Origin of the sequence: Salipiger bermudensis, assembly GCF_017309175.1 — a bacterium.
Taxonomy (GTDB): domain Bacteria; phylum Pseudomonadota; class Alphaproteobacteria; order Rhodobacterales; family Rhodobacteraceae; genus Salipiger; species Salipiger bermudensis.
In genome coordinates this window covers 102,358-127,841 of sequence record NZ_JAEKJV010000004.1, presented here as the reverse complement: position 1 = coordinate 127,841, position 25,484 = coordinate 102,358, and the positions used below count along the sequence as shown (strand labels likewise).

The following is a 25,484-nucleotide window of genomic DNA, read 5'->3' as shown; positions in this document are numbered from 1 at the left end:
TGGGCCTTACACGGGGAGGGCGACGGGGGAGCCGTCGGCGCGGGTCATGACCTCCATGCGCGCGCCATAGATGTCATGAAGACGGTCCGGGGTCATCAGTTCGTCGGGAGAGCCTTCGAAGACCAGCCGCCCGGATTTGAGCGCGACGATATGGTCGCAATAGCGCGCCGCCATGTTGAGATCGTGCAGCACCACCACGACCGAGCGTCCGCGCGCGCGGCTGAGGCTCTGCACCAGCGTCAGGACCTCGACCTGATGCGCGATGTCGAGCGCCGAGATCGGCTCGTCGAGCAGCAGGGTGCCGGCCTCCTGGGCGATCAGCATGGCAAGCCACGCCCGCTGCGCCTCGCCGCCCGAGAGCGTGTCGACGCGGCGCGCGGCAAGGCCGTCGAGCCCGCAGGCGGCGATGGCGGCATCGGTGGCGTTGCGGTCCGCAGGGCCGGGCCGACCAAGCGCGCCATGCCAAGGGTAGCGCCCAAGGGCCGCCAGCTCGCGCACGCTCAGCCCCTCGGCGGCGGGCGGATGCTGGGGCAGGTAGGCGAGATGGCGGGCAAGCGCGCGTGTCGGCCAGTCGGGCAGCGGACGCTCTGCGAAAGTGATGCTGCCCCGCGTGGGCTGCGTCTGGCGCGAGAGCAGTTTCAGCAGGGTCGATTTGCCCGAGCCGTTGTGTCCGATCAGCCCGGTCACCTTGCCAGAAGGCAGGCTCAGGTCGAGCCCGTGCAGAAGCGTGCGCCCGGGCACGGTCAGGGTCACGTCGGAAAGGGTGTAGAGTGCGGTCATGTCGGGCGCCTCAGCATCAGCCAGATCAGCCAAGGCGTGCCCAGAAGCGACGCGAAGAGGCCGAGCGGCAGGTCATAGGGAAAGCTCGCCATGCGGGCGCCGAAATCGGCGGCGAGCATGAGGGACGCGCCGAGGGCGGCACTGCCAAGCAGGTGCGGCACCGCCTGCGCAAGCCCGCAGCGCCGGGCAAGGTGCGGCGCCATCAGCCCGACAAAGCTCAGCGGGCCGACGAGCACCGTGGCCGCACCGGTGGCCAGCGCCGCCAGCGCGACGACACAGAGCGTGGCGCCATACAGCGGCAGGCCGAGCGCGCGGGCAACCTCGGGACCGAGCGGCAGGATGGTGAGCCAGCGCGCCATCAGCACCGCCGCCGCGCAGGCAAGGGCGAGCAGGGCGACCAGCAGCGCCGCGCCGGATGCCGTGAGCGCCGAGGCCGAGCCCGAGAGCCACGCGAGCACGGCGAAGCTCTTCATCGTGCCGGCCGCCATCAGGATCGACAGCAGCGCCGCGGCCAGCGACGAGACCGCGACGCCGGCCAGAAGCAGGCGCTCGGGCCGTGCGTCGCGCCCCAGCACGGCGCAGGTGAGCACCGCCATGGCCAGCGCCCCGCCAAGCGCCGCGCCGGACGTCAGTGCGACGGCCGAGGGCGCAGCGGCGAGGAACAGCACCCCGGCATAGCCGATCGCGGCACCGCCCGAGACGCCCAGAACCTCCGGCGAGGCGAGCGGGTTGGCCGTCAGCCGCTGCAGCGCCGCGCCGGCCAGCGCCAGCAGGCCCCCGGCAGCGGCGGCCCCGGCGAGCCGTGGCAGGCGGTTCGGCAGGAACAGCGCGAGGCTTTCGCGGTCGAGCAGGCTCCAGCCGTCGGGCGTGCGCCCGAGCGTCAAGAGCAGGCCCAGCAGCACGACGGTCGCGAGGGCGATCAGCCCCATGCGTCGCAGCGGGCGAGCCGTGCGCGGAAGTTGCGTGTCGGGGGCTGGGGGTGGCGTGGCGCGCAGGCGCGGCAGCAGCCACAGCAGGAGCGGGCCGCCGATCAGGCCGGTGACGGCGCCGGTCGGGAACATCTCGGTGCCGTAGCCGGCGGCGGTCAGCACCAGCCCGTCGACCAGCGACAGCAGGACCGCGCCGGTGAGCGGTGCCAGCGCGAGGATCTGCCCCGGGCGGCGCGCTCCCAGCGCGCGGGCGAGCGCCGGGGCGGCGAGGCCCACGAAGGCCACCAGCCCAACGGCCGCAGAGACGCTCGCCGCCAGCACGCAGGCCAGCACCACCGCCAGCGCCCGCACCCGGTCCACCGAAAGCCCGAGCGCGCGCGCACTCTCGGCCTCGAGCCCGAGCACCGACAGCGGCCGCGCCATCAGCGCCGCGAGCCCGCCGCCGAGCGCCAGCACCAGCGCAAGCGCCAGCACCGGGCCCCAGCCGGTCTGCACCAGCGAGCCCCCGGTCCAGACCACCAGCGAGAACAGGTATTGCCCCTGCGCCAGCGTCAGCGCGCCTGCCAAAGACGAGGCGAAAAGCGAGACCAGCATGCCCGCGATCACCATGGTCACCGGGTGGAAGCCACGCAGTGCGCCCATCCCCATGACCAGCGCCGCCGCGGCGCCGGCGCCCGCCAATGCCACCGGCGCGCGGCCCCAGCCAAGCAGCCCCGGAAAGAGCACCGTCACTGCCACCAGTGCCAACTGCGCCCCGGACGAGATGCCCAGTGTCGAAGGATCGGCGATCGGGTTTCGCAGCACCACCTGCAACAGCGCCCCCGAAAGCCCGAGACAGCCCCCTGCGACCAGCGCCATCGCCCCGCGCGGCATGTGGCCATAGAGCATGAGTAACTCGTCGAGGCTCAGCGCCTCGGGCGCGAACCGATCCGGCAGGCCCGAGGGCGCGGCCAAGGCCCAAAGCAGGACCGAGAGCAGGACGGCAAGTGGCAGGACAAGCTTCATGCCATGCGCTCCAGCGCCTCGGTGGCGAGCCGGGCAAAGCGCAGCGCCGCGGGCACTGCACCGAACGGATTGACCGGCGGAAGGACCTCGAACCGGTCCTCGGCCACCGGCGTGAGCCGGTTCCACAGCACCGAGCGGCGCAGTCCCGGCGCTGCCTCCGGCGGGATGGGCCCGACCGACAGGATGCGCGCCTCGGGCCGGGCGGCGAGCCGCTCGAGCGGGGTGGGCGCGGCAAAGCTGAACTCGGTCGGCGCGGTCCACGCATTCTCTAGCCCGAGCAGGGCCGCGACATTGCCGAACATGCTGTCGGGGCCAAAGGCGCGACAATGCCGCGCGTCGCCGATCTGGACGATATAGACCGGGCGCGCACGCAGCGGCGCCAGCCGGGCGCGGAGGCTTTCGAGCGTTTGCATCGCGGCACGTTCTGCCTCGCGCGCCGCCGCCTCGCGGCCCAGCCGTTCGGCCAGCGCGGTCATCCCGGCGACGGCCAGCGGGAAGGGCGGCTCACCGGTGTAGACCGCGTGCGAGAACACGGGCGCAATCGCCTCGAGCCGCGGCGCGATCTGGGCGTACCATGGCGAGGTCAGGATCAGCGTCGGTCGGGTGAGCTGTAGCAGCTCGAAATTCGGAGACCCACGCAGGCCGAGGTCGGTGACGCTCTCGGGGACCTCCGGCTCGATGGCGTCGGCGCGGAAGCGGATCAGCTCGCAGGCCGCGACCGGCGTCACCCCGAGCGCCAGCGCCGTCTCGAGCATCGCCCAGTCGATCGCCGCCACACGCGCCTCCCCGCCAGCCGCAAGGCCGGGGGTCGCGGCGAGGGCCAGCGACGACAAAGCGCCGCGCAGGAGAGCGCGGCGCTTCAGGTGTCTTGTGCGAGAGCTTACCACTTCCAGGTCAGGCGGGCCTGCACGGTGCGTCCATCGCCGTAGTAGCAGCCGAAGGAGCCGCAATTGGCGACATAGGCCTCGTCGAAGAGGTTCGACACGTTGACCGACATGCCGAGATCCTCGGTGATGGCGTAGGAGGCTTGAAGGTCGACCAGCGTCACGTCCTCGAGATCATAGCTGTTGGCCGCATCGCCATAGCGCTCGCCGATGTAGCGCACGCCACCGCCGAGCTGCAGCCCGTCCAGCGTGCTGGCAGAGGCGAACTCGTAATTCAGCCACAGGCTCGCGTTGTGCGTGGGGGCATTGGCCAGCAACTTGCCGTCATTGTCGCCGCTCAGAACCTTGGTGTCGTTCCAGCTGTACTGGCCGCGGATGTTCCAGCCCTGCGCCAGATCGGCGGAGCCTTCCAGCTCGATGCCGCGCGACAGCACCTCGCCCTCCTGCCGGTAATCGCCGATGCCGTTCGCGTCGGTATAGGCCGAGAGCACGTTCTCCTGCCGGAGGTTGTAGACCGCCGCCGAGAAGAAGCCGTCGAAGCCGAGCGGCTGGTATTTCACCCCGGCTTCCCACTGCCGCCCGCGGGTCGGCTCGAAGGCGCTGCCGCTGTTGTCGGTGCCGATCTCGGGATCGAACGAGGTGGCATAGCTCAGGTAGGGCGCGAGGCCGTTGTCGAAGACATAGGAGATGCCGGCGCGGCCGGTGGTGGCCTCGTCCTCCTGATCCACCTGGGAGGTCCCGGCGAAATTGGTGTAGGTGCTGCCGGTCTGGCTGGTCCAGTCGTGGCGCAGCGCGAGGCTGGCGCGCCAGTTGCCGAACGACATCTCATCCTGCGCGTAGAGGCCGATCTGCTCGAGCGTCAGGTCGTCGGCCGAGACATACCACGCATCGCTGAGATTGGCGCCGTCATAGCTGGGGTCGGAATAGCTGATCGGGTCGGCATAGCGGAAGCCGGTCTCGCTCTCGACCCCGTAGCGCCGGGCATCAAGGCCGACGACAACCCTGTGCGCCACGGCGCCGGTGTCGAAATGGCCGTTGAGGCGCAGATCGATGTTCTGGGTATAGCTGTCCTCGGAGGTGTCGTTGGCCCCACGGCTGATGGTATCGCGATCGGCATCGACGCTGTTGACGTAGAAGCCGGTGTAGTCCCAGTCGAATTTCTGATAGCGGAAATCCGCATCGACCGACCAGTCGGCGTTGATCTCCTGATGTGCCGAGAAGCCGAGGTTGAGCATCTCGCGCTCGCTGTCATCGTCGCTCGGATCGCCGGCATAGAAGCTGCGCAGATCGTCGTCATCGACCTTGCCGACAAGGCCGTAGGGCACGCCCGCGGGCGTGATCGGACTGTCCTTCAGCCACGAGCCGAGGAATTCGATCTGGGTGGCGGCGGTCGGCGCCCAGCGGGTGGCGAGGCCGATATACTTGCGCTCGTTGGTCAGCTCTTCGACATCCTCCTCGCTGTCGCGGGCCACCGCGGTGATGCGGGCGGCAAAGGTGTCGGAGAAGGCGTGGTTGTAGTCGACGAAGCCCTCGGTGGCCTTGGGGTCCCCGACGCCCACGCCAAGCTCGCCGAAGCTGAGGAATTGCGCCCGCTTCTGGATCTGGTTGATCACGCCACCCGGAATGCCGGCACCGTAAAGCGCCGAGGACGGGCCCTTGAGCACCTCGACCCGCTCGAGCGAGTAGATCTCGAAGGCCGGCGCGCCGAGGTCGCGGATCAGGCGCAGGCCGTTGAGATACTGCGCATCCGACCCGTCGAAGCCGCGGATCGTCGGCGCGTCGAAGCGCGGGTCGGTGCCGTAGGGCTGCGCCGTCAGGCCGGCGGTGTAGCCCAGCGTGTCGCCCAGCGTGGTGGCGCCCTGATCCTCGATCTGCTCGCCGGTGATGACCGAGATCGACTGCTGCGTCTCGAGGATCGGCGTGCCGGTTTTGGTGGCGGTGGCGGCGGTGGTGGCGACGTAGCCGGGCACCGGATCGGAGGGATCGGCAGAGCCGTCGACCACCAGCGTGCCGAGGTCGTAGAGGTCAGCGGTCGACTGCGCCGAGGCGGCGGTGGCCAGCGCCAAGAGGCTTGCGCCAGCGGCAAGGGCGGCACGATGGGGAAGGGTCATGTCACTGTCCGGAGGGTTGTTGGCATTTCCCGATCAAATAGATCAGATATTATCGTGCCGCTTGTACAGGACCGGCGGGCTTTGAAGCATCCGGGACAAATCTTCTGCGTCTCCATTCTCCCGGCGTTTCGCCATGCCGGGCCCGGAAGGCGCGTGTGAGGTGGGCCTGATCGGCAAAGCCACAGGCGGCGGCGATCTCGGCGAGGCTGAGCTTGGGGTCGGGCATCATCGCCCCGGCGGCCTCGAGCCGCAGCGCCATCAGCCACTTCTGCGGCGTCTGTCCGCGGCTGGCGCGGAAGCCCCGGGTGAGCCAGCTTTCCGACAGCCCTGCCACCTCGGCCAGTTCGGCGCTGGGGATGCGACGGTGCAGCGCCGCGCGGGCGTGAGTCTCGAGCCGCTGGAGAAGGTGAGGAGGCAGGCCACCGCGCTCGCCGCCCGGGGCGGGCGGGCCGAGATCGAGCACCTCCGAAAGCAGCGCCGAGAGCAGGCCGTCACTCGAGATGTCGGGGCGGCCCGGGCGCTCGACCTCGTCCGCGATCATCCGTGCGAGCGTGTCGACCCGGGGCGTTGTCCGGGCCAGCCGGGGGCGTGTCAGCGCCTCTCGCGGCTGGTCGCGAAGGCGCTGCTGAAGAGGGCCCGCGTCGAGATGCAGGTCGAGATGCGCGTGATCCCCGCCCGTGTCGAAGCGGCTCCACAGTGGCACATGCGCGGGCACGTACATCACCGAGACATCGCTCTGCCACGGGCTGCCATCCTCGGTGCGCAGGTGAAGCCCCTCGCCACCGCCGAGAAACACCACCAGCCTTGGATCCGGGGCGCTGTAGAACCCGCCGCCACCGGCCTCCCCGTGCACGTGCCAGACATCCGCGATCACCCCCGGCCAGCGCCGCCAGCTGAGCGGGCGCAAGGTGCGGATGGCACGGGTCTCGGCGGTCATGCGGGGCATGAAGGTCATCGGGGAACGCTCGACAGAAAGGGCGGAGGACAGCCTGGCGGGCCGTCCTCCGGCTTGCTGAGCGCTGGAAGAGTCGCATTTCTGACAGGAATAGTCAATTAAGGGGCGCGGCCTGTCGCGCCGCCTGTGCCGAGGGCTTGCCCGACAGGGGCAGCAGCGAGACGGGCGGGTCGGACTCCGCGCCCCGCGTCGTTTGGTGCTTCGTCCAGGAACCGGGGCGCGGGATCCGGGCGTTCGGCGCGCAGGTCTCAGGACCAGTAGGCGGCGGAGATGAATTCGCCCTTCTTCAACCCCTGTTCCGGCAGCCACGCCCGCGCCGCCAGCGCCTGCACCTTCTCCCCCGCGAAGAAGACATAGCGATCCTGCGCTGGCACTATCAGCGTCTTCAGGGCCGCGAGCGGGGTCTCGTCACCGCCGCGCAGAACCCAGCGCAGCGAGACGCCCTCGGGATGCCTCAAGCTCTGGATGTCGGCGGCATCGGGCACGAAGAGCACCGCCTCGCCACGGGTGTTGTCAGGCATCGCCTCGAGGATGCGGATCATCACCGGCAGCGCAGTCTCGTCGCCGACAAGCCCCATCCAGCCGGCCATTTCAGGCAGTCCGCCGCCGCCGGGGCCGGTCATGGCGATCTCGGCGCCCGGCGCGACCCGGTCACACCACTCGGTCACCCGACCGCCCGCATGGCGGAAGACGTCGAAGGTGATGCGCGCGGCAGCGCCCGATACCTCGATGGCGCGCGTGGTGTAGACCGGGCGATGCCAGGCGGTCATGCCGCCGGGCCAGCGCGTGGCGCCGCCCGCGTCGGTCTCGGGCCAGCCGGCGCCCTCGGGTCCGAAGAGCAGGCGAAAATGCAGCCCGGCTTCGGCGAACCGCGCCAGATCCGGTCCCTCGATCACCACGCGGCTGTAATTCGGAGACAGCCGCCGCGCCGCGAGCACCGTGGCGCGCGACTGGTTGCCGGGTTGACGACCCGCCAGATCCTCCTGCCAGCGCGGCACCACGCCCTGAGAGGCCAGCTTCGAGACCAGCAGGTCGCGCGCAAGCTGCAGCGCGACCGCGTCCGGGCTCTCGATCCGCAGCCGTGTGCCAGCGCCGTCTGGCATCACGGTCAGGGATCCGCGAGGAAGCGCGACGGTGATGCTCCGGCCGTGGTCGGACACCGGCCGGCCGGCATCGGCGGCATAGTTTCGGAAGGTCGCGATGGCGGTGGTGCTGTCGATTTCGAGCGTGGCATCGGCGCGCTGCATGGGAACCTCGTCGGGTCAAACGCCGATATGCGGGCCACGAGCAGGCCGTCTGCGGCGAGAATGTCGGGGGAGGGGGACCGTCTCGGTCCGGCTGGGCGCATGCCTTGCTGCGCGCAATCTCTGCGAGCGCACGTGGCGTGTCAAGCTGCGTGGAATGCGGGCCCACCTTGGCGCGACGGGACGGCAGGCGATGCCCGGTCCCGCCGGCTTTCAGGATGGGAGTCGGGCCGGTCGTTCCGGCCCGGAGCGTGGTATGGCGCTGCTCACCCGGCGGAGCGGGTGAGCATCCCGAAGAGGTCGCGCGGGTCGTCCGGGTCGGCCAGCATGTCGAGCGGCTCGGCAAACGACGTGCCCTGCACCTTGTCGCGCACGTAGCGCAGGGCGGAGAAATCCTCGATCGCGAACCCCACGCTGTCGAAGAGCGTGATCTGCTTCGCATCCCGCCGCCCCGGCGCCTCGCCCCGCATCACCTGCCAGAGCTCGGTGACCGGGTGGTCCGCGTCGAGCGCCTGGATCTCGCCCTCGATGCGGGTCTGCTCGGGGTATTCGACGAAGATCTCGGCGCGCAGCAGGATATCGCGGTGCAGCTCCGTCTTGCCGGGACAGTCGCCGCCGATGGCGTTGATGTGCTGGCCCGCGCCGACCATGTTGTCGGTCAGGATGGTGGCGTATTGCTTGTCTGCGGTGCAGGTGGTGATCACCTGCGCACCCTCGACCGCCTCCTGCCCCGAGCCGCACCGTGTCACCTCGAAGCCTTGCGCGGTCAGGTTGCGGCTGGCCTTCTCGACCGCCTTCGGGTCGAGGTCGTAGAGCCGCAGCCGGTTGATGCCGCAGAGCGCGCGGAAGGCCATGGCCTGGAACTCGCATTGCGCGCCGCAGCCGATCATCGCCATGACGCTGGCATCCTTCGGCGCGAGATGGCGTGCCACCAGCGCCGAGGTCGCCGCCGTGCGCAGCGCGGTCAGCACCGTCATCTCGGTCAGCAGCACAGGGTAGCCGGTGGCGACCTCCGAGAGCACGCCGAAGGCGGTCACGGTCTGGTGGCCGGTGCGGGTGTTCTTGGGGTGGCCGTTGACATACTTGAAGCCATACAGCGCGTTGTCGGCGGTGGGCATCAGCTCGATCACGCCGCCGGGCACGTGCGAGGCGACGCGCGGGCTCTTGTCGAACTCGGGCCAGCGTTTGAAATCGGCTTCGATATGGCTCGCGAGCTCTTCGAGGAACGTCTCGATGCCGACATGGTGCACGAGGCGCATCATGTTCTCGACCGAGACGAAGGGCACGTAGGCCAGATCGGACGGGGCGGTTTTTGCGGCATCGGCGGTCATCAATAGGCACTCCGGGTCATGCGATCCATGACGCGGCGGCCGAACAGGCTCGCGGTCAGGTCGCACATCAGCTTGGCGGTCTTGCCGCGCTCGTCGAGGAACGGGTTCAGCTCGACCAGATCGAGCGAGCTCACCAGCTCGCTGTCGCAGAGAGTCTCCATGATCAGGTGCGCCTCGCGGAAGGTGGCGCCGCCGGGAACGGTGGTGCCGACCGCGGGCGCGATGGCGGGGTCGAGGAAATCCACGTCGAAGGAGACGTGCAGCATGCCGTTCGCCTCGCGAACACGGTCAAGGAAGCGGCGTAGCGGTTCGAGCACGCCGGTCTCGTCGATGGCGCGCATGTCATGGACCTCGACGCCAAGCTCGCGGATGCGGACCTGCTCGGCCGCGTCGACCGAGCGGATGCCCATCATGCAGATATTGGCCGGATCGACCGTCGCTGGCAGGGTTGGGTAGGCATCGCAGCCCGGCTGGCCGGTGAAATAGGCCACCGGCGTGCCGTGCAGGTTGCCGCTTTCGCTAGTCTCGAGCGTGTGCAGGTCGGGGTGGGCATCCAGCCACAGGACAAAGAGCGGACGGCCCGCCTCCTGCGCGCGGCGCGCCATGGCGGGCACGGTTCCCGCGGCCATGGAGTGATCGCCGCCCATGAAGATCGGCAGATCGCATGCCGCGCCGGCATCATAGGCGGCAGCGTGCAGCGCGGCGATCCAGGCCGAGGTCTCGGCGAGGTGATTCAGGGCGGGATTGGCGTGGGGCTGCGAAGCTTGCGGCGCGATGCTCACATCACCACGGTCCGAAACCTCCCAGCCGAGCCCGGCGAGACCCTCGGCGAGGCCGGCGGTGCGCAGGCTGGCCGGGCCCATGATGCAGCCGCGCTGCGAGGCGCCGGTCTCGATGGGGGCTCCGAGCAGGGCACAGGTTCCGGGCATGTCGATTGTCCTTTCCGCGAATGATCCGGTTTCGGGGCCTTGTCCCATGTTGCGTTGACATTTTCGACGGATTTGATGATCAATCGTTCTCTCAAGTTGCGCAAATTGGAAAGCTGATCGTGCAAAATGGTCAAACTCCGGCAGAGGCGACGGGAGCGCTCTCCGCGTCCGACCAGGCGCTCATCTCGGCGCTGCGGGACGATGCCCGCCGGTCGGTGACCGAGCTTGCCCACATCACCGGCCTGTCGCGCACCACGGTCCGGACTCGGCTCGACCAACTGGTGCGCTCCGGTCGCATCCGGCGCTTCACCATCGAGACCGATGTCGACGTCGAGGGCGAGGTGCGCGCCATCACCATGGTCGAGCTTCAGGGGCAGATGTCGCATCAGGTGATCCGGGCACTGGTGAAGATCCCCGGCGTCACCACGATCTGGTCGACAAACGGGGCGTGGGATCTGGTGGTCGACATCCGCACCGGCAGCCTCGTGGCCTTCGACACCGTCCTGCGCGAGATCCGAGGCGTGCCGGGCGTGGTGAACTCTGAAAGCAGCCTGCTGCTGGCGCATGCCGCGGGCATGAGCCGCCGCTAAGATCGGAACGCTGCGGCTGGCGCGAAAGGCGCGGGCCTTTCGGTAGACGCCTACAGGCTGCAGGAGAAGAACGGCGTCCCGATCAGCTGCCGACACGGAAGAACAGGGCCTTGGGTCCCACAGGACATGCGCGACCAACGCAGTTTCGCGGTCGCTCCAAACGATGACAAACGCTTGAAAATCAATTTGGTTTCATGAGCTCGATCGATTGTCATCATGAGACTCAATTTGCTTTGCTCTCCCCTTTCGAGCCCTAGCATTCCTTCCATCACGATCACCCGGCGCGGCTGTCTCCCGCCCCGACCGACCACGCGAGAGGAAGGAACTCTTATGAGCCCACCCATCGATTTCAGCCTGCGCCGCCGGACCCTTCTGGCCGGAACCGCCGCAGCCGCAGCCTTCTCTGCCGTCAATCGTGGCGGCGCCGCGGCACAGTCCACGGGGGCGACCGCAGGCCCGGAGACCACGACCGTCACGCTCTCGGTCAATGGCGAAGAGCGTGAGCTCACCGTCGACAACCGCACCACGCTGCTCGACGCGCTGCGCGAGCACCTGCAACTGACCGGCACCAAGAAGGGTTGCGATCACGGCCAGTGCGGCGCCTGCACCTGCACGGTGAATGGCGAGCGTATCAATTCCTGCCTGAGCCTCGCGGTGATGCATGACGGCGACGCGGTCGAGACCATCGAAGGTATCGGCCAGCCCGAGAGCATGGACCCGATGCAGGCGGCCTTCGTCGAGCATGACGGCTTCCAGTGCGGCTATTGCACCCCGGGACAGATCCAGTCGGCCCGCAAGGTCATCGAGGAGATCCGCGCCGGCATCCCCTCCCACGTGACCGGCGACCTGACCGCCGAGATCGCCATCACCGATGCCGAGATCCGCGAGCGCATGTCGGGCAATATCTGCCGCTGCGGCGCATACGCCAACATCCTCGCGGCCATCACCCAAGTTGCGGAGGAAAGTGCATGAGGGCCTTTTCCTACGAAAAACCCGCCGATCCCGCCGCTGCCGCGGCCCGCGCCGCCGAGGTCGAGGGCGCCAAGTTCCTCGCCGGGGGCACCAATCTTCTCGACCTGATGAAGCTCGAGATCGAGACCCCCCTGCACGTGATCGACGTGAACGGGCTCGGGCTCGACGAGATCAGCGAGACCGAAGAGGGCGGGCTGCGCATCGGCACGTTGGTGACCAACACCGCGCTCTCGGCTGACAGCCGCATCCGCCGCGACTATCCGCTGCTGACCCGGGCCATCGCCGCCGGTGCGACCGGCCAGCTACGCAACAAGGCGACCACCGGCGGCAACCTGCTGCAGCGCACCCGGTGCCCGTATTTCTACGACACCAACATGCCCTGCAACAAGCGCGCGCCCGGCTCGGGGTGTGGCGCGCTGACCGAAGGCGCGTTCTCGCGCCAGCTCGGCGTCATCGGCACCTCGGATGCCTGCATCGCGACGCATCCGTCCGACATGGCCGTGGCGATGCGCGCGCTCGACGCGGTGGTCGAGACGGTGACACCTACCGGCATGACCCGCGAAATCCCGCTCGAGGAGTTCCACCTGCTGCCGGGCGACGCCCCCGAGGATGAGACCGCGCTGATGCCGGGGGAGCTGATCACCCATGTGCGGCTGCCCGCGCCGGTGGGTGGTACGCAGGAGTATCACAAGGTCCGCGACCGCGCCTCCTATGCCTTCGCGCTGGTTTCGGTGGCGCTGGTCCGTCAGGCCGACGGCTCTGGCCGCGTGGCGCTTGGCGGCGTCGCGCCGAAACCGTGGCGCTCGGACGCTGCGGATGCGGAGCTGCCCAACGGCGCCTCTGCGGTGATGTCGGTGCTGCTCGATGGCGCCCGTCCCACCGAGGAGAACGCCTTCAAGATCACCCTTGCCGAGCGCACGCTCGCCGCCATGCTGAAGGAGGCCTGAGATGGAATTCAACCAACCGGTCGACAGCAATCTCTTCGACGACGCCAAGGTCGTGGGCAAGCCGATGCAGCGCATCGACGGTCCGCTCAAGGTCACCGGCACCGCGCCCTACGCCTATGAGCGCAACGACGCGGCGCCCGATGCGCTCTACGGTTACCCGCTCGGGGCCGCCATCGGACATGGCCGCATCACCCGCATGGACGCCGAGGCTGCGCGCAGCGCGCCGGGCGTGCGGGCCGTGGTGACCACACTCGAGATCGACCCGCTCGAGAAGGGCATGAACAACGTTGCGCGCCTGTTCGGCGGCGACGAGGTGCAGCACTATCATCAGGCCATCGCCGTCGTCGTGGCTGACACGTTCGAGCAGGCCCGCGCGGCGGCCGCGATGATCGAGGTCGAGTACGAGGAGGGCACCCCCGCCGACCTCGACCTCGACGCGGCCTTTGAGCGGGTTCAGGGCACCGGCGAGCCAGACACGCTGGTGGGCGATGTCGACGCTGCCTTCCGCGATGCTGCACAGGTCATCGACCAGATGTATCACACGCCCGGCGAGAGCCACACGATGATGGAGCCGCACAGCTCCACCGTCGACTGGTCCGACGGCGAGAACATGACGGTCTGGACCTCGAACCAGATGATCAACTGGAACCACCAGTCGATCGCCACCACCTTCGGCATCGACCAGGACCGCATCCGCGTCGAGAGCCCCTATGTGGGCGGCGGATTCGGCGCCAAGCTCTGGCTGCGCGCCGACGCGGTTCTGGCGGCGCTCGGTTCGCGCGCGGCTGGTGTGCCGGTGAAGCTCGCGCTGCCGCGCCCGATGGTGATGAACAACACCACCCACCGCTCGGCCACCGTGCAGCGCATTCGTCTCGCTGCCAACGCGGATGGTCACCTCACCGGCATCTGGCACGAGGCCGCGGCCTACTGCCTGCCCGGCGGGCGTGGCGAGAACGCCACCGCGCAGACCCCGATCTTCTATGCCGGCGACAGCCGCCGCGTGAAGAACCACGTGGTCGACATGCCGCTGCCCGAGACCGCCGACATGCGCGCTCCGGGCGAGGCGTCAGGCCTGATGGCGCTCGAGATTGCCATGGACGAGATGGCCGAGGCGCTCGACATGGACCCGGTGCAGTTCCGCATTGTCAACGACACGCAGGTCGACCCTGCCAACCCCGACATTCCCTTCAGCGACCGACATTTCGTGGAATGTCTCGAGCGCGGCGCCGAGGCCTTTGGCTGGTCCGAGCGCAACACCACTCCCGGTGGTCAGCGCGACGGTGACTGGCTGATTGGCCACGGCGTGGCCGGGGCCTATCGCGGCGCGCTCGTGTTGCCCTCGGGCGCGCGGGCGATCCTCGATGGCGGCAAACTGATCATCGAGACCGACATGACCGACATCGGCACCGGCTCCTACACCATCCTCGCGCAGACCGCCGCCGAGACCATGGGCATGGACGTGGCCGACGTCGAGATGCGCATGGCCAACAGTGCCTACCCGGTCTCGTCCGGTTCCGGCGGCCAGTTCGGCGCGCCGAGCTCGACCTCGGGCGTCTATGCCGCCTGCATGGCACTGCGCGAGAAGATCGCCGGCAATCTCGGCATTGATGAGGCGTCGTTCAACGGTGGCCGCGTCACCGGTGGCGACACCGACATGGCGCTCTCTGAGATCAACGAGGAGGTCTCGGCCGAGGACGCGATCCAGTGGGGCGACTTCCAGCAGGGCTATGCCATGGGCACCTTCGGGGCGCATTTCGTCGAGGTGGGCGTGCATGCCTATACCGGCGAGACCCGGGTGCGGCGGATGCTCGCGGTCTGCGACGCGGGGCGGATCATCAACCCGATCACCGCGCGCAGCCAGGTCATCGGTGGCATGGTGATGGGCGTCGGCGCGGCGCTCTCGGAGGATATGGCGCTTGATCGTGGCCGGGGCTTCTTTGCCAACCACGACATGGCCAATTACGAGGTCGCGGTGCACGCGGACATCCCCGAGCAGGAAGTGATCTTCCTCGACACGCTCGATGGGGTGGCAACGCCGCTCAAGGCCAAGGGCGTGGGCGAACTGGGCCTCTGCGGGGTGGCGGCGGCCATCGCCAACGGCGTCTATAACGCCACCGGCGTCCGGGTCCGCGACTACCCGCTGACCATGGACAAGTTCATCGACCGCCTTCCGGCGATCTGAGCCGGCCAACACGCTTTCGACGGGGCGCCTCCGCGATGGGGCGCCCCGCGTTTCTAATCTGCCCCTGGATTTGCCGACGCTTTGCTCCCTTACCATGCGCCGAGGAGCTGGAAATGGGGAAAGCACCTCGGGTAGAAAGGGCGAGGAGTGGGCCTGCCCAGTAGGCGCCTTCTGCCGGCCGTGTACAGACACTCGCCGGTCCAAACAGCATCACGCCAAAACCTACGAGGACCGTTCTGCCTGAATGATGCGGGACAGGGCAGGCAGCGGCGCCGAGGCATCATCCTCGAGATCCAGCAGCAGGTGGCAACCGCCTGCTGCCTCTGTGCCGGCGGCGCTCAGCAGGGCGTGGTAGCGCAGGCTGCCCTCGGGCACGTTGGCCTGCACCTGTAGCTGCGACGTCGACGCCCCGAGCGCCTCGCGCAGGCGTACATCGCTCTCGGGCAGCTCGGCAAGGGCTGCATGGGCCAGCGCCAGAACGCGGTTCGCAGCCCAGGATGGCGCAAAACGCGCCTGCGTATCGGGCAGGATCGGGGTCTTGTCGAGCGAGAGGAACCGCGCGCCGTCGGGCCCATGCGACAGCTCGGTCTCGTAGCGGATGATGGCGCCCTGAACGCCTGTCGGGCGCATCGCCTGGTAGGCGACGAGCATGTTCAGCCGTGACGTCCCCTGCGGGGCGGGTTCGAACGCCGCATGCAGGATGTGGTGCGAACTGCGCTCACCCGGCACCGTGGAGAACCATGCGGCAAGGCTGTCGCGGTCATCGGCGAACAGGTGGCGCCCCTGATGGCCGCTCAGCCTGACCTGCGGATCAAAGATTTCAAGATGCGGCGCGAGGGCGCCGCCCGGTGCCTCGAAAAAGGCGAACCAGCGGTAGGCAAGGTGCAGGGCGTCATGCTGCGCGCGCAGCTGGTCGGAGGAGGAGGTCATGCCGGATCTTTCCTGATGGAGACTGCCCCGGCCAGCGACTGGCCGGGGCATGTGTTGCGGACGGGCTGATCCCGTGGCTCAGGCGGGGATTGCCTGCGGGGTGACCTCGAGCGCCTGCGCGAGGCTGGTCAGGGCGGTCTGGCGCGCGGCTTCCCCCGGCATCATCAGGTTCACCATGACCTCGTCGGTGCCATAGGCTTGGCCCAGTTCCCGCAGCTGCGATGCGACGCTCTCCGCCGTGCCGTAGATCAGGCGGCCTTCGTTGCGCTGCCGCACCATCCGTTCCTGCATGCTCCAGTTGTGGTTGCGCGTGGTCTCGAGCGACGGAAGCCGGTCGAAGGGCTGCGCGCTCTCGGCATGCGACAGCCACAGGTGGAAGGTGTCGGCGAACTCCTTCGCTTCGGCGTCGGTTTCACCCACGGCGGCAAAGACCGCGACGACGACAGACGGTTTGTCGCCGAAGACGGTGGGCTGGAAGGCCGACCGGTAGGCGGCAGCCGCTTCAGCGCCCTGCGGGCCGGGATTGATGAAATGCGCAAAGGTGAAGCCAAGCCCGGCCTGCGCCGCGACCCCTGCCGTGGATCCGGAGGCGCCCAGCACGAAGGTCTGCGGAATGCGGGCCGTGCGCGGCAGGGCCTGCATCCCGGCATGCCGGCTCTGGGACGGGTGTTGCCCGCTCAGGAAGCCCAGCAGATCGCCGAGCTTCTGGCCGTAGGGCAGCTGGCTCGTCTTCTCTTCGTTGAGCGCGGCGGTGACGCGCTGGTCGGCGCCCGGAGCGCGCCCCAGCCCAAGGTCGATCCGGTCCGGGAACATGCCTTCCAGCAGCTGGAAGTTCCCGGCAATCTTGTAACTGCTGTGGTTCGGCAGCAGCACACCGCCCGAGCCAAGGCGGATCGTGTCGGTGGCGGCGGCGGTGCGGGCCATCATCAGCTCGGGCGCGCTGCTGACCATCGCGGGCATGCCGTGGTGCTCAGAAAACCAGTAGCGATGAAGGCCGGCTGCATCGGCGGTCTGGGCCAGGCGCAGCGAGGCGGCCAGCGCGTCCTGCGCCTCGAGGCCTTCGTCGACGGGAACGTAATCAAGGATGCTCAGTCGCATGGGATATCCTTTTGACAAGAGTGGATTGCCCGCGTTGCACGGGCGATGGCGGAACGGGCCGGTCAGGCGGTGCTGTGGCCGATGTCGAATTCGGGAATGCTGTCGGTGTCGAACCAGCCGGGGCGGTAATCCGTCCAGCAGAAGCGCCACTGGCCGTCGTCCTCCAGCCGCGCGCGCAGTTGGTAATGCGCGCCGTAAAGCGGCTTGCCCTCCGGGGTCATCGGTTGTTCGGGCACGATCCGGCCGACGATGGCATTGGCGTGCCGCCCATCGGGATCCGCCTCGACCCGGACAAGCTCGGCGAAGTGTTGCATCCACGGCCAGTGCCGCCGGAAACTGCGCAGCTGTCCGATCACCGCATCGCGCCCTTCGTACTGGCCCATCGGGGCAAACCCGCCCGCGACGTCGTCCGTGTAGCTGCCGATCAGCAGGGTGATGTCGCCCTGGTCGATTGCAAAGGAATAGCGGCTGTAAAGCTCGGAAATCGCATCGAAGAGATCGCTTGGCGGCGTGCCGATGGGCTGCAACGCCCACGGGGAATGCAGCTCGCTCACCAGAACGGGCGGCGGGTCGCCCACTTGCCAGCCAGCATCGCTGGGCGGCAAAAGCCAGTGCGAGGCCAGCCGGTCGCTGCCGCGCATCCAGCTGCTTGAGATCCGGACATGGCTCACCTTCCAGCCGCCTTCGGTGCGCGTCGCGCGCAGCACCACGGTCGCGCCGAAGAGCAGCGCCTGCTGGGCGTCGTTGCGGTTCTGCAAGAGCCCATAGGCATAGAAGCTGGCCACGCCGTCATCGCCTTGGGCCGCGGCGTAGCGGTTGCTGGTGCGGATGGTGCAGGCACCCTGCCGACCGTCCGCGGCAAGCGCGTTCTGGATGTCCTGCGCGCCGCCGAGCTGCCCGTGAAGGTTGCTGTCCAGCCGGGCTTCGGGGGCCAGCCACGAGGGCGCGCCCAGGCTGTCGCCGGACCATGCCGCCGCAAGCCTGTCGATCAACGCCAGAAGCGCCGCGCGGTCCTGTTCCGGACCGTGAAGTTCATGGGTCATGTGTCACCTTTTGCGGGAAGGACGGGCAAGCGCAGGCAGGATGTGCGCGCCCATTTCGTCGATGATGCGTTCGGCCGGGCGCCGTGACGGGCGCAGGTTGAATGCTACGTGTTTCACGCCCTGCGCGGCCTGCTGCTGCAACCGTGCCAGCAGCGCCTTGCGCCCGATGCGCAGCACGTTGTGTTCGCGCCGCGCCGGGGCATCGGGGTTGCGGTCGAGGTCGAGGAAGGTCGAATAGCCATAGGGCGGCGGGCGCCGCTTGCCGGAGGCGGCCTTCAGCTCGTTCAGGATCTTCGTGACCGATTTCGGGTCATCCACCGTCCAGATCCAGGCATCGGCATTCTTCGCAATCCACGGCACCGTCTGCCCGGCGCGCCCGATCGCAATCATCGGCAGCCGATCGCCTTGCGGTTTGGGCAGCAGGTCGAGATCCCCCGACAGCGTCCCGAAGCCTTGGGTCTTGCCGCGCGGGAAGGCCTCGGCGTGCAGTTTGCGGATCAGCCTGAACGCCTCGCGGAACCGGTCGGCGCGCTTGTTGAAGCGGACGCCGAAGGCCGGGTACTCCGCCGGACGGTCGCCCGAAGACAGGCCGAGGATGAAACGGCCCTGCGTCAGCATGTCGATCGTGGCGGCCTGTTTCGACACCGCGATCGGCTCGCGCAGAGGCAGCACGATGCCGGCGGTGCCTATGGTCATCGTACGCGTCTGCGCGGCGAGGAACCCAGCGTAGACCAGCGGATCCATGATCTGCGCCGCATCGCCGAACTTCGGATCGAAGAAGGGCACGTCGCGCAGCCAGATGCTGGCAAACCCCGCCTCTTCGGCGCGCCGCGCCGCGGCGGCATGGCCGTCCAGCGTCGGTACGGGGCTTTCGGCATAGGCTTCAAGCGGTGTGACGAGGCCGACCGTTATCCCGCGCGTGCCGAAAACGGCATCGAGGGGATCGGCGCCGCGGTCCTCTTGCAGCGGATCGAAGCGGGGGTGTCGGGGCACGAGATCGGTCCTTGCTGGTCTTGGCGTGGGCGGGTCGTTGCAGCGGTCCTGCCTGAGAGGACCTCAACGGTGTTGCGTTGATCCCGAACATATTCCCACCCTCAGAATCCATAACCCTGAGGTTTTTCCGATCAGTCGATCCTTTGGTTCCACAATGGTAGGGCCAACACCCCGTTTGACCCGTGCTCCGTCATGTCAGGGATCGCTCGCGCGGGCATCTTTCATGAGACAGCCGAGGAGTTATGAGCCTTTGCACCGCGTTCTCAGAGCCAGTAGCCGGCCTCTGCCCTGGCCGCGTCGGCAACCAGCGCGTCGATCAGGGCGCGCTGGCCGGGCTTGAGATAGCACGAGCGTGGCCAGACCGCGTGGATCGGCATTTCGGCCCCGGAAACATCGTCCAGCACCGTGATCAAGTCCCCTGACGCCAGCGCGTCACTCACCAGCCATGTCGGCAGCTGCGACAGGCCCGCGCCCGCAAGCGTGGCCTCCAGCATGGCATCGCCGTCGCTGAATTCGTGCCGCGCGCGGATGGCTTGCGTGCTGATGGACCCGTCGGGCTGGCGCAGGAGCCATGAGGGCGGCACACCGTCCCGCCGGCTGCCGATGATGCAGTCATGCTCGGTGAGTGCCGCCGCGGCGGCCGGGGTGCCATGCGCGGCGAGATAGGCGGGGCTGGCGCAGATCACCAGCCGCTGACGCCCCAGCCTGCGGGCCACCAGATCGGCATCGTCGCTCAGCGCGCCGATCCTCACGACAAGGTCCACCCCCTCGTCGATCAGGTTCACCCGCCGTTCGGTAAAGCTGACGGCGAGGTCGAGCGCCGGGTGATCCTCTGCCAACCGAGTCAGCACCGGCATGACGTGACGCCGCCCGAAGGCCGCCGGCAGATGGATGCTCAGGCGCCCCGACACCTGCCCGCTGCCTACGGTGACAGATTGCTCGAGCCCCTGAACATCGCTCAGGATCGCCACCCAGCCATCGAAATAGCGCTGTCCCTCGGGCGTCAGCGACAACCGGCGGGTGGTCCGGTGCAGCAGCTTCGTACCAAGCCGCGCCTCGAGACGACTGACGCTCTTGCCGACGGCAGAGCCGGTCAGCCCGAGGCGCGCGCCGGCCGCGGTGAAGGAGCCGTTGCGCATGGTCTCGACGAACTCGCGCACGCCGGAGAAGGGATCATCGTGCTCGGGCATTGCGGAACCTCGGGACGAAATGACTGGAACCGTGATCCTATTATATTCGGTGACAGGATCAATAGATTGGCGCTCAGTAAGGAAGGCCCCCACGCCTCTGAAAAGCCGCTGGCCATGAAGCCGGGGCACAGGTGTCTTCCTGCCAACTCCTTATATTCCGTCAAGGACCCACCCATGTCGCAACTCTTTTCGCCTTACGACCTCGCGGGCCTGCCCCTGCCGAACCGCACCGTCATGGCCCCGATGACCCGGTCCCGCGCCGCGACCGGTGCCCCCGACGCGCATACCGCGCTGTACTACGCGCAGCGCGCCAGCGCCGGGCTGCTGATCACTGAAGGCGCTCCGATCAGCCAGGAAGGCAACGGCTATCTCTATACCCCCGGCATCTACACCGACGAACACGAGGCGGCCTGGGCCAAGGTCACCAAGGCCGTGCATGATCGCGGTGGCCGCATCTTCGTGCAGCTCTGGCACGTTGGTCGGGTGTCGCACACGTCGCTGCAACCGGACGGAGCTGCGCCGGTCTCGGCCTCCGCACAGCGCGGCGAGGGCGCGTTCTCCTTCGCCACCGGGCCGGACGGAGAGCCGGGCCAGCAGCCCGCCTCGACGCCGCGCGCGCTTGAGACCGAGGAGGTCGCCCGCGTCACCGCCGATTTCGTGATGGCGGCCAAACGCGCCATTCGTGCCGGCTTTGACGGGGTCGAGATCCACGGCGCCAACAGCTACCTGTTCGAGCAGTTCCTGAACGCCAACTCCAACCTGCGCACCGACCGCTACGGCGGCAGCATCGAGAACCGCATGCGCTTCCTGCTGGAGACCATCGACGCCGTCGCAGCCGAGATCGGCATGAACCGCGTGGGCGTGCGCATTTCGCCGTTCGGGCGGCTGTCGGGGATGCAGGGATACGAAGGCGAGGCCGACACCTGGCTCGCCCTAGCCGAGGCGCTCGAAGCGCGGCAGCCCGCCTACGTTCACCTCAGCGACCAGCTGACCATCGGCGGCGAGGCGATGCCCGCGGGCTTCCCCTCGCAGTTCTGCAAGACCTTCACCGGCACGCTGATCGCCGCCGGCGGCTTCACCAAAGAGACCGGCGAGCAGGCGCTCAAGGACGGCGCGCTGGACCTCATCGCCTTCGGCAAGCCCTTCATCGCCAACCCCGACCTCGTCGAGCGGATGCAGAACGGCTGGCCGATCAACACGCCGTCGCGCGAGGCGTTCTACGGTGGCAACGGCGCTGCCGGGTACACCGATTTCCCCACCTGGGACGAAGAGAAAGACAAGATAGATGAATGATATGAGCCACGCGTCCGTGATGGACACCCGCCGCGAAGACCGCATCAGCGCGATGCTCGACCGCGAAGACATCCGCGCCCTGCGCCAACACTACAGCGCGCTCTTGGACGGCAATCAGGCCGACCGCATGGGCGAGGTTTTCACCGATGACGCCGAGGTGATCGTCACGGTCGGGTCGATGAAGGGCCTCGACGAGATCAAGACCAGCCTGCGCGGCGCCTACCAGATGTTCGATAGCCGCAAGGCCGGGCATTTCCCCTTCGTGCACGCCATTGCCAACCACGAGATCACCCTGACCGGCCGCGATACTGCGACCGGCAGTTGCTACCTGCTCGATTTCGTGACCGACCGTCCCGGTACGCAGCATCCCTTCCTGTTGCTGGGGCGTTACGTCGACAGCTACGTCCGCGTGAATGGCGCCTGGCGCATCAGCCGGTCCGCGCTCGACGTGCTCTGGCCGAATGACGACGCGGCAGAGGCGTAAGCACAGGGGGCGATCCCGGCGTGGGCGGCTTGTGCGAACGCCCTCGTCACCACAGCCATGCCCTTCTGGGTCGCAAGACCTGCCATGGTGGGGGCCGATCTTCTGTCGGCCCCTGCATTGCGCTGGCCAGACCCGCGCGAGAACGACGCTTCCTGCAACAGGCTGCGCCACGGTGGGTCTATAGACACTCGGAGCCTGCCCGGCCGCTGCACATCGCGGTCATGCGGCGCTGACCGACGACCACGTGTCCTCGATTGAGAGTGCGTGCGCCAGAGGTCGAAGCTTCTCAACTGCGATGGCGCAGCGCCTCCAGCACGGCGCGAAAGGCCGCAGAGGCTTGACGTCGGTTGGGGTAGTAGAGATGGAAGCCGTCCCAGACCGGGCAAAAGTCCTCGAGCACCTGCACCAGGCGTCCCTCTGCCAAGCCGGGACGGGCGATCTCTTCTGGCACATAGGTCAGGCCGAACCCGGCCTCGGCTGCGCGCAGGCAATCGAAGATGTTGTTGAAAGCAAGCTGCCCTTCGACCTTGACCCGCAGTTCGTGGTCCCTCTCCTTGAACTCCCATGCAAAGAACCCGCCGGTCGATTGCAGCTGGAAGTTCACGCAAGGCAATGCCGCCAGCTCGCGCGGATGACGAGGGCGCGGGCGCCTGTCGAACAGGTCCGGCGTGCCCACGACGATGTAGCGCAGGTCCGGACCGATCCGGGCCGAGATCATGTCCCGCGCCAGATGTTCGCCGCGCCGCACGCCTGCGTCATAGCCCTCGGAGACGATATCGTTCAGCCCGTTGTCCTGTGTGATCTCGACCCGGATGTCGGGGTGCGCCTTCAGGAACGGCGCGAGGCGCGGCCAGAGGATGTGGCTGACGCCATACTCCGACGACACGATGCGCACTGTCCCCGCAGGCGTATCACGCAGGTCGCCGAGGGCATCGAGCTCTGCGTCGATGCCGGCAAAATGTGGCGTGATCCCCTCCAGCAGACGCTGCCCGGCCTCCGTCGGGGCGACGGCCCGCGTCGTGCGGGTCAGCAGCCTGACACCCAGCCGCGCCTCGAGCTGCCGGATCGTGTGGCTGAGCGCGGATTGCGAGATCCCCATACCCGCCGCGGCACGGGTGAAATTGCGCTCGCGTGCCACCGCGATGAAAGCGCGCAGGTCGTCTATCTTCTCTCTCGCCATGGCTCACTCATGAATCATTTCGATGGTTTCAAGAAATCTATCCCGTCTACTCTCTGAGTAAAGCCTGCCTATTTTGTGCTTCAAGCCCGTGAGGCGAAGGTAACAAAGAAGGATAACCCCATGAAACGCGTTGTTTTTCACAACAAGATCGGCATGTCCGTGGTCGGCACGCTATTCGTCCCCGAAAACGCCAACGGTCCGCTGCCCGCCGTGGTCATCGGTCACCCCTTTGGCGCGGTAAAGGAGCAATCCTCCATCGTCTACGCAAGGAAACTGGCGGCGGAAGGGTATGTGGCACTGAGCTTTGACCAGTCGTTCTGGGGGGAAAGCGACGGCTACCCGCGCCAGACCGTGGTGCCGGACATCTATGTCGACAACATCAGCGCGGCGGTGGATTTCCTTGGTACGCAGGACATCGTGGACCGGGACCGCATCGGCGCGCTCGGCATCTGCGGCTCGGGCGGCTTCGTGCTGGCGGCGGCGCAGATCGACCCGCGCCTGAAGGCCATCGCGACGGTGTCGATGTACAACATGGGCGACGCCAACCGGCACGGCATCGGCGGCTCGGTCAGCGCCGAGGATCGTTGGGCGACGCTCGACGCCGCCATGACGCAGCGCCAGGCGGAATACGAAGGGGCCGCGCCGGAATACACCAGCGGCGCGCCGGACGAGATCGACGAGACCTCGGACCCGGTGTCGAAGGAGTTCTACGACTTCTACCGCACCCCGCGCGGCTATTCGCCCCGCACCACGACCAAGCCGACCCTGTCGTCGAACATCGGCTTCATGAACTTTTACCCGTTTACCCGGCTGGACGAGATCTCGCCACGCCCGGTGATGTTCGTCGCCGGCACGGAGGCCCACTCCATCGAGTTCAGCCATGACGCCTATGCCCGCGCAGCCGAGCCCAAGGAACTGGTCGAGGTGCCGGGCGCCGGTCACGTGGATCTCTACGACCGCGAAGAGCTGATCCCCTTCGACAAGCTGCTGAGCTTCTTTGGCAAGCTCTGAGCCATGATGAGCATCGCTCATGGATGTCAGAAGAGCGGCACCCATAGTCGGCAATGACAGCCAAGGCGTATTGCGTCAGCGGGCGGGCTTTTCCGTCCGCTGACCTGTCTTGACCGCGAACCGCTCGGGGCACGCCTGAGCAGGCAAAGGCTCCGCGCCCGAAGTCGCGCAAGATCCCATCGAAAGGATTTCCATGGCCACTGACACACGGTCCAACCCCCGGGCCAATCTCTGGGCGCTGATCGCGCTTGGCTTCGGGGCCTTCGTGATTTCCACCTCTGAATTTGCCAGCATGGGGCTGCTGCCGCTCTTCGCGGACGACCTTGGCCTCAGTCTGCCGAACGCCACCCATGGCATCACCGCCTACGCGCTTGGCGTGACGCTGGGCGCGCCACTGCTGACCATCGGGGCGGCGCGGCTCAACAAACGCGTGCTGCTGATCTGGCTCATGGTGCTGGCCTGCGCGGCCAATGTGCTGACGGCGTTCTCTGGTGGCTTGGGGTCACTGATCGTCGGACGGTTTGCCAGCGGGCTGCCGCAGGGGGCCTATTTCGGTGCGGCGACGGTGGCGGCGATGCAGATGGTCGGACGCGACCGGGGCGGCTGGGCCGTGGCTCTGGTGATGTCGGGCATCTCGGTGGCCACCATCGGTGGCGCGCCAATGGGCACCTTCATCGGGCAGCTCTTCGACTGGCGCGTGTCCTACGCGGTGATCGCCGTCCTTGGCCTTGCCTCGGCACTGGCGCTCTTGAAGCTGGTGCCGCATTCGCATGACCTCGACGGCGGACCGGTCGCGCAGGAGATGGCGGCGCTGAAGCGCGGACCCGTGTGGCTGCTGCTGGCCTTTGCCTCCGTCGCGGTGGCGAGCCTGTTTTCGGTCTATACCTTCATCGGGCCGCTGGTGACCCAAGTGGCGGGTCTGTCCGACATGATGATCGCCCCGGCGCAGATGCTGGTGGGGCTTGGCATCTTCGTCGGCACGCTGATCGGCGGGCGCGCGGCGGACCGCTACCGCTTTGGCGCAATGCTGGTGGCCTTTGCCGGTGCAATGGCAGTGCTGATCCTCATGGCACTGACAGCGCAGTCCCCCGCGATCCTGTTGCCGACCTTCTTCCTGCTGGGCGCCACGATCAACTCGGCGGTGCCTTCGGTCACGGTGCAGCTGATGCGCCTTGCCCCCGAAGCCCCGACCCTGATGGGCGCGATGAACATGGCGGCCTTCAACCTTGCCAATGCCATCGGTGCGGCGGCGGGCGGGCTGACGGTGGATGCGGGCCTTGGCATCGTGTCGTCGATCTGGGCGGGGCTGGCGCTGACCGGCGGCGCGCTTACCTTCTTTGTTGCCGTCTCGGGCAAGCTGCGCAACGGCGTGGGCGCGGGCCAACCGGCGGAATGAGACGCGC

The 25,484-nt window shown here is 68.0% G+C and carries 22 protein-coding genes; 8 read left to right on the top strand and 14 right to left on the bottom strand.

The genetic code is table 11. The features are described from left to right. Positions 1-6 precede the first annotated feature (6 nt). The 8 genes from JF542_RS07145 to rocF form a co-directional block, all read right to left on the bottom strand. Positions 7-780, bottom strand: coding sequence for an ABC transporter ATP-binding protein (locus JF542_RS07145; RefSeq protein WP_207075314.1), 774 nt, complete (start codon positions 778-780; stop codon positions 7-9). Further along, positions 777-2,714, bottom strand: a complete 1,938-nt coding sequence (gene fhuB, locus JF542_RS07140; protein ID WP_207075313.1) for a Fe(3+)-hydroxamate ABC transporter permease FhuB — start codon at positions 2,712-2,714, stop codon at positions 777-779. Before fhuB ends, JF542_RS07145 begins: the two co-directional genes overlap by 4 nt. Continuing rightward, positions 2,711-3,547: an ABC transporter substrate-binding protein gene (locus JF542_RS07135; protein ID WP_207075312.1), complete on the bottom strand. Its 837-nt coding sequence runs from the start codon at positions 3,545-3,547 to the stop codon at positions 2,711-2,713. The genes fhuB and JF542_RS07135 overlap by 4 nt, the downstream gene beginning before the upstream one ends. A gap of 47 nt (positions 3,548-3,594) precedes the next feature. Continuing rightward, positions 3,595-5,709, bottom strand: coding sequence for a TonB-dependent siderophore receptor (locus JF542_RS07130; RefSeq protein WP_207075311.1), 2,115 nt, complete (start codon positions 5,707-5,709; stop codon positions 3,595-3,597). Between the two features lie 49 nt (positions 5,710-5,758). After that, a complete protein-coding gene (locus tag JF542_RS07125; protein WP_207075310.1) occupies positions 5,759-6,664 on the bottom strand; it encodes a helix-turn-helix domain-containing protein in 906 nt (301 codons plus the stop codon). Positions 6,665-6,912: 248 nt separating this feature from the next. Beyond that, entirely contained in the window at positions 6,913-7,911 is a 999-nt protein-coding gene (locus tag JF542_RS07120; protein ID WP_207075309.1) for a siderophore-interacting protein, read from the bottom strand. A gap of 263 nt (positions 7,912-8,174) precedes the next feature. After that, positions 8,175-9,239 carry an ornithine cyclodeaminase gene (locus JF542_RS07115; RefSeq protein WP_207075308.1) on the bottom strand — a complete coding sequence of 355 codons (1,065 nt, stop codon included), beginning with the start codon at positions 9,237-9,239 and terminating at the stop codon, positions 8,175-8,177. Beyond that, positions 9,239-10,168 carry an arginase gene (rocF, locus tag JF542_RS07110; protein ID WP_207075307.1) on the bottom strand — a complete coding sequence of 310 codons (930 nt, stop codon included), beginning with the start codon at positions 10,166-10,168 and terminating at the stop codon, positions 9,239-9,241. Before rocF ends, JF542_RS07115 begins: the two co-directional genes overlap by 1 nt. A 119-nt stretch (positions 10,169-10,287) precedes the next feature. Here rocF and JF542_RS07105 point away from each other — a divergent pair, with 119 nt between their 5' ends. The 4 genes from JF542_RS07105 to paoC all read left to right on the top strand — a co-directional run bounded on the left by JF542_RS07105 (position 10,288) and on the right by paoC (position 14,859). Beyond that, positions 10,288-10,758, top strand: a complete 471-nt coding sequence (locus JF542_RS07105; RefSeq protein ID WP_207075306.1) for an Lrp/AsnC ligand binding domain-containing protein — start codon at positions 10,288-10,290, stop codon at positions 10,756-10,758. A gap of 330 nt (positions 10,759-11,088) precedes the next feature. Then, entirely contained in the window at positions 11,089-11,730 is a 642-nt protein-coding gene (paoA, locus tag JF542_RS07100) for an aldehyde dehydrogenase iron-sulfur subunit PaoA (protein ID WP_207075305.1), read from the top strand. Then, a complete protein-coding gene (locus tag JF542_RS07095; protein ID WP_207075304.1) occupies positions 11,727-12,677 on the top strand; it encodes an FAD binding domain-containing protein in 951 nt (316 codons plus the stop codon). Before paoA ends, JF542_RS07095 begins: the two co-directional genes overlap by 4 nt. 1 nt (position 12,678) lies before the next feature. Beyond that, positions 12,679-14,859 carry an aldehyde oxidoreductase molybdenum-binding subunit PaoC gene (gene paoC, locus JF542_RS07090; protein ID WP_207075303.1) on the top strand — a complete coding sequence of 727 codons (2,181 nt, stop codon included), beginning with the start codon at positions 12,679-12,681 and terminating at the stop codon, positions 14,857-14,859. 222 nt (positions 14,860-15,081) lie between these two features. On the opposite strand, the gene JF542_RS07085 is transcribed toward paoC, so the two are convergent. The 5 genes from JF542_RS07085 to JF542_RS07065 form a co-directional block, all read right to left on the bottom strand. Next, positions 15,082-15,789 (bottom strand): hypothetical protein, encoded by a 708-nt coding sequence (locus JF542_RS07085; RefSeq protein ID WP_207075302.1) that lies wholly within the window; start codon positions 15,787-15,789, stop codon positions 15,082-15,084. A gap of 78 nt (positions 15,790-15,867) precedes the next feature. Further along, entirely contained in the window at positions 15,868-16,887 is a 1,020-nt protein-coding gene (locus JF542_RS07080; protein WP_207075301.1) for an MsnO8 family LLM class oxidoreductase, read from the bottom strand. A gap of 62 nt (positions 16,888-16,949) precedes the next feature. Further along, positions 16,950-17,930: a nuclear transport factor 2 family protein gene (locus tag JF542_RS07075; protein WP_207075300.1), complete on the bottom strand. Its 981-nt coding sequence runs from the start codon at positions 17,928-17,930 to the stop codon at positions 16,950-16,952. 3 nt (positions 17,931-17,933) lie between these two features. Further along, a complete protein-coding gene (locus tag JF542_RS07070) occupies positions 17,934-18,923 on the bottom strand; it encodes a TIGR03571 family LLM class oxidoreductase (RefSeq protein ID WP_207075299.1) in 990 nt (329 codons plus the stop codon). Positions 18,924-19,186: 263 nt separating this feature from the next. Continuing rightward, on the bottom strand, positions 19,187-20,113 hold the full coding sequence (locus JF542_RS07065; protein WP_207075298.1) for a LysR family transcriptional regulator: 927 nt from the start codon (positions 20,111-20,113) through the stop codon (positions 19,187-19,189). Between the two features lie 174 nt (positions 20,114-20,287). Between JF542_RS07065 and JF542_RS07060 the strand changes: the two genes are divergently transcribed. Together JF542_RS07060 and JF542_RS07055 are read left to right on the top strand one after the other, a co-directional pair. Then, positions 20,288-21,406 (top strand): alkene reductase, encoded by a 1,119-nt coding sequence (locus JF542_RS07060; RefSeq protein WP_207075297.1) that lies wholly within the window; start codon positions 20,288-20,290, stop codon positions 21,404-21,406. A 1-nt stretch (position 21,407) separates the two neighbouring features. Further along, entirely contained in the window at positions 21,408-21,890 is a 483-nt protein-coding gene (locus JF542_RS07055) for a nuclear transport factor 2 family protein (protein WP_242533642.1), read from the top strand. A gap of 286 nt (positions 21,891-22,176) precedes the next feature. On the opposite strand, the gene JF542_RS07050 is transcribed toward JF542_RS07055, so the two are convergent. Then, entirely contained in the window at positions 22,177-23,070 is an 894-nt protein-coding gene (locus tag JF542_RS07050) for a LysR family transcriptional regulator (RefSeq protein ID WP_207075295.1), read from the bottom strand. A 120-nt stretch (positions 23,071-23,190) separates the two neighbouring features. Here JF542_RS07050 and JF542_RS07045 point away from each other — a divergent pair, with 120 nt between their 5' ends. Further along, entirely contained in the window at positions 23,191-24,081 is an 891-nt protein-coding gene (locus tag JF542_RS07045) for an alpha/beta hydrolase (RefSeq protein WP_007801714.1), read from the top strand. Between the two features lie 193 nt (positions 24,082-24,274). Next, a complete protein-coding gene (locus JF542_RS07040; RefSeq protein WP_207075294.1) occupies positions 24,275-25,477 on the top strand; it encodes an MFS transporter in 1,203 nt (400 codons plus the stop codon). The last annotated feature ends 7 nt before the right edge of the window (positions 25,478-25,484 follow it).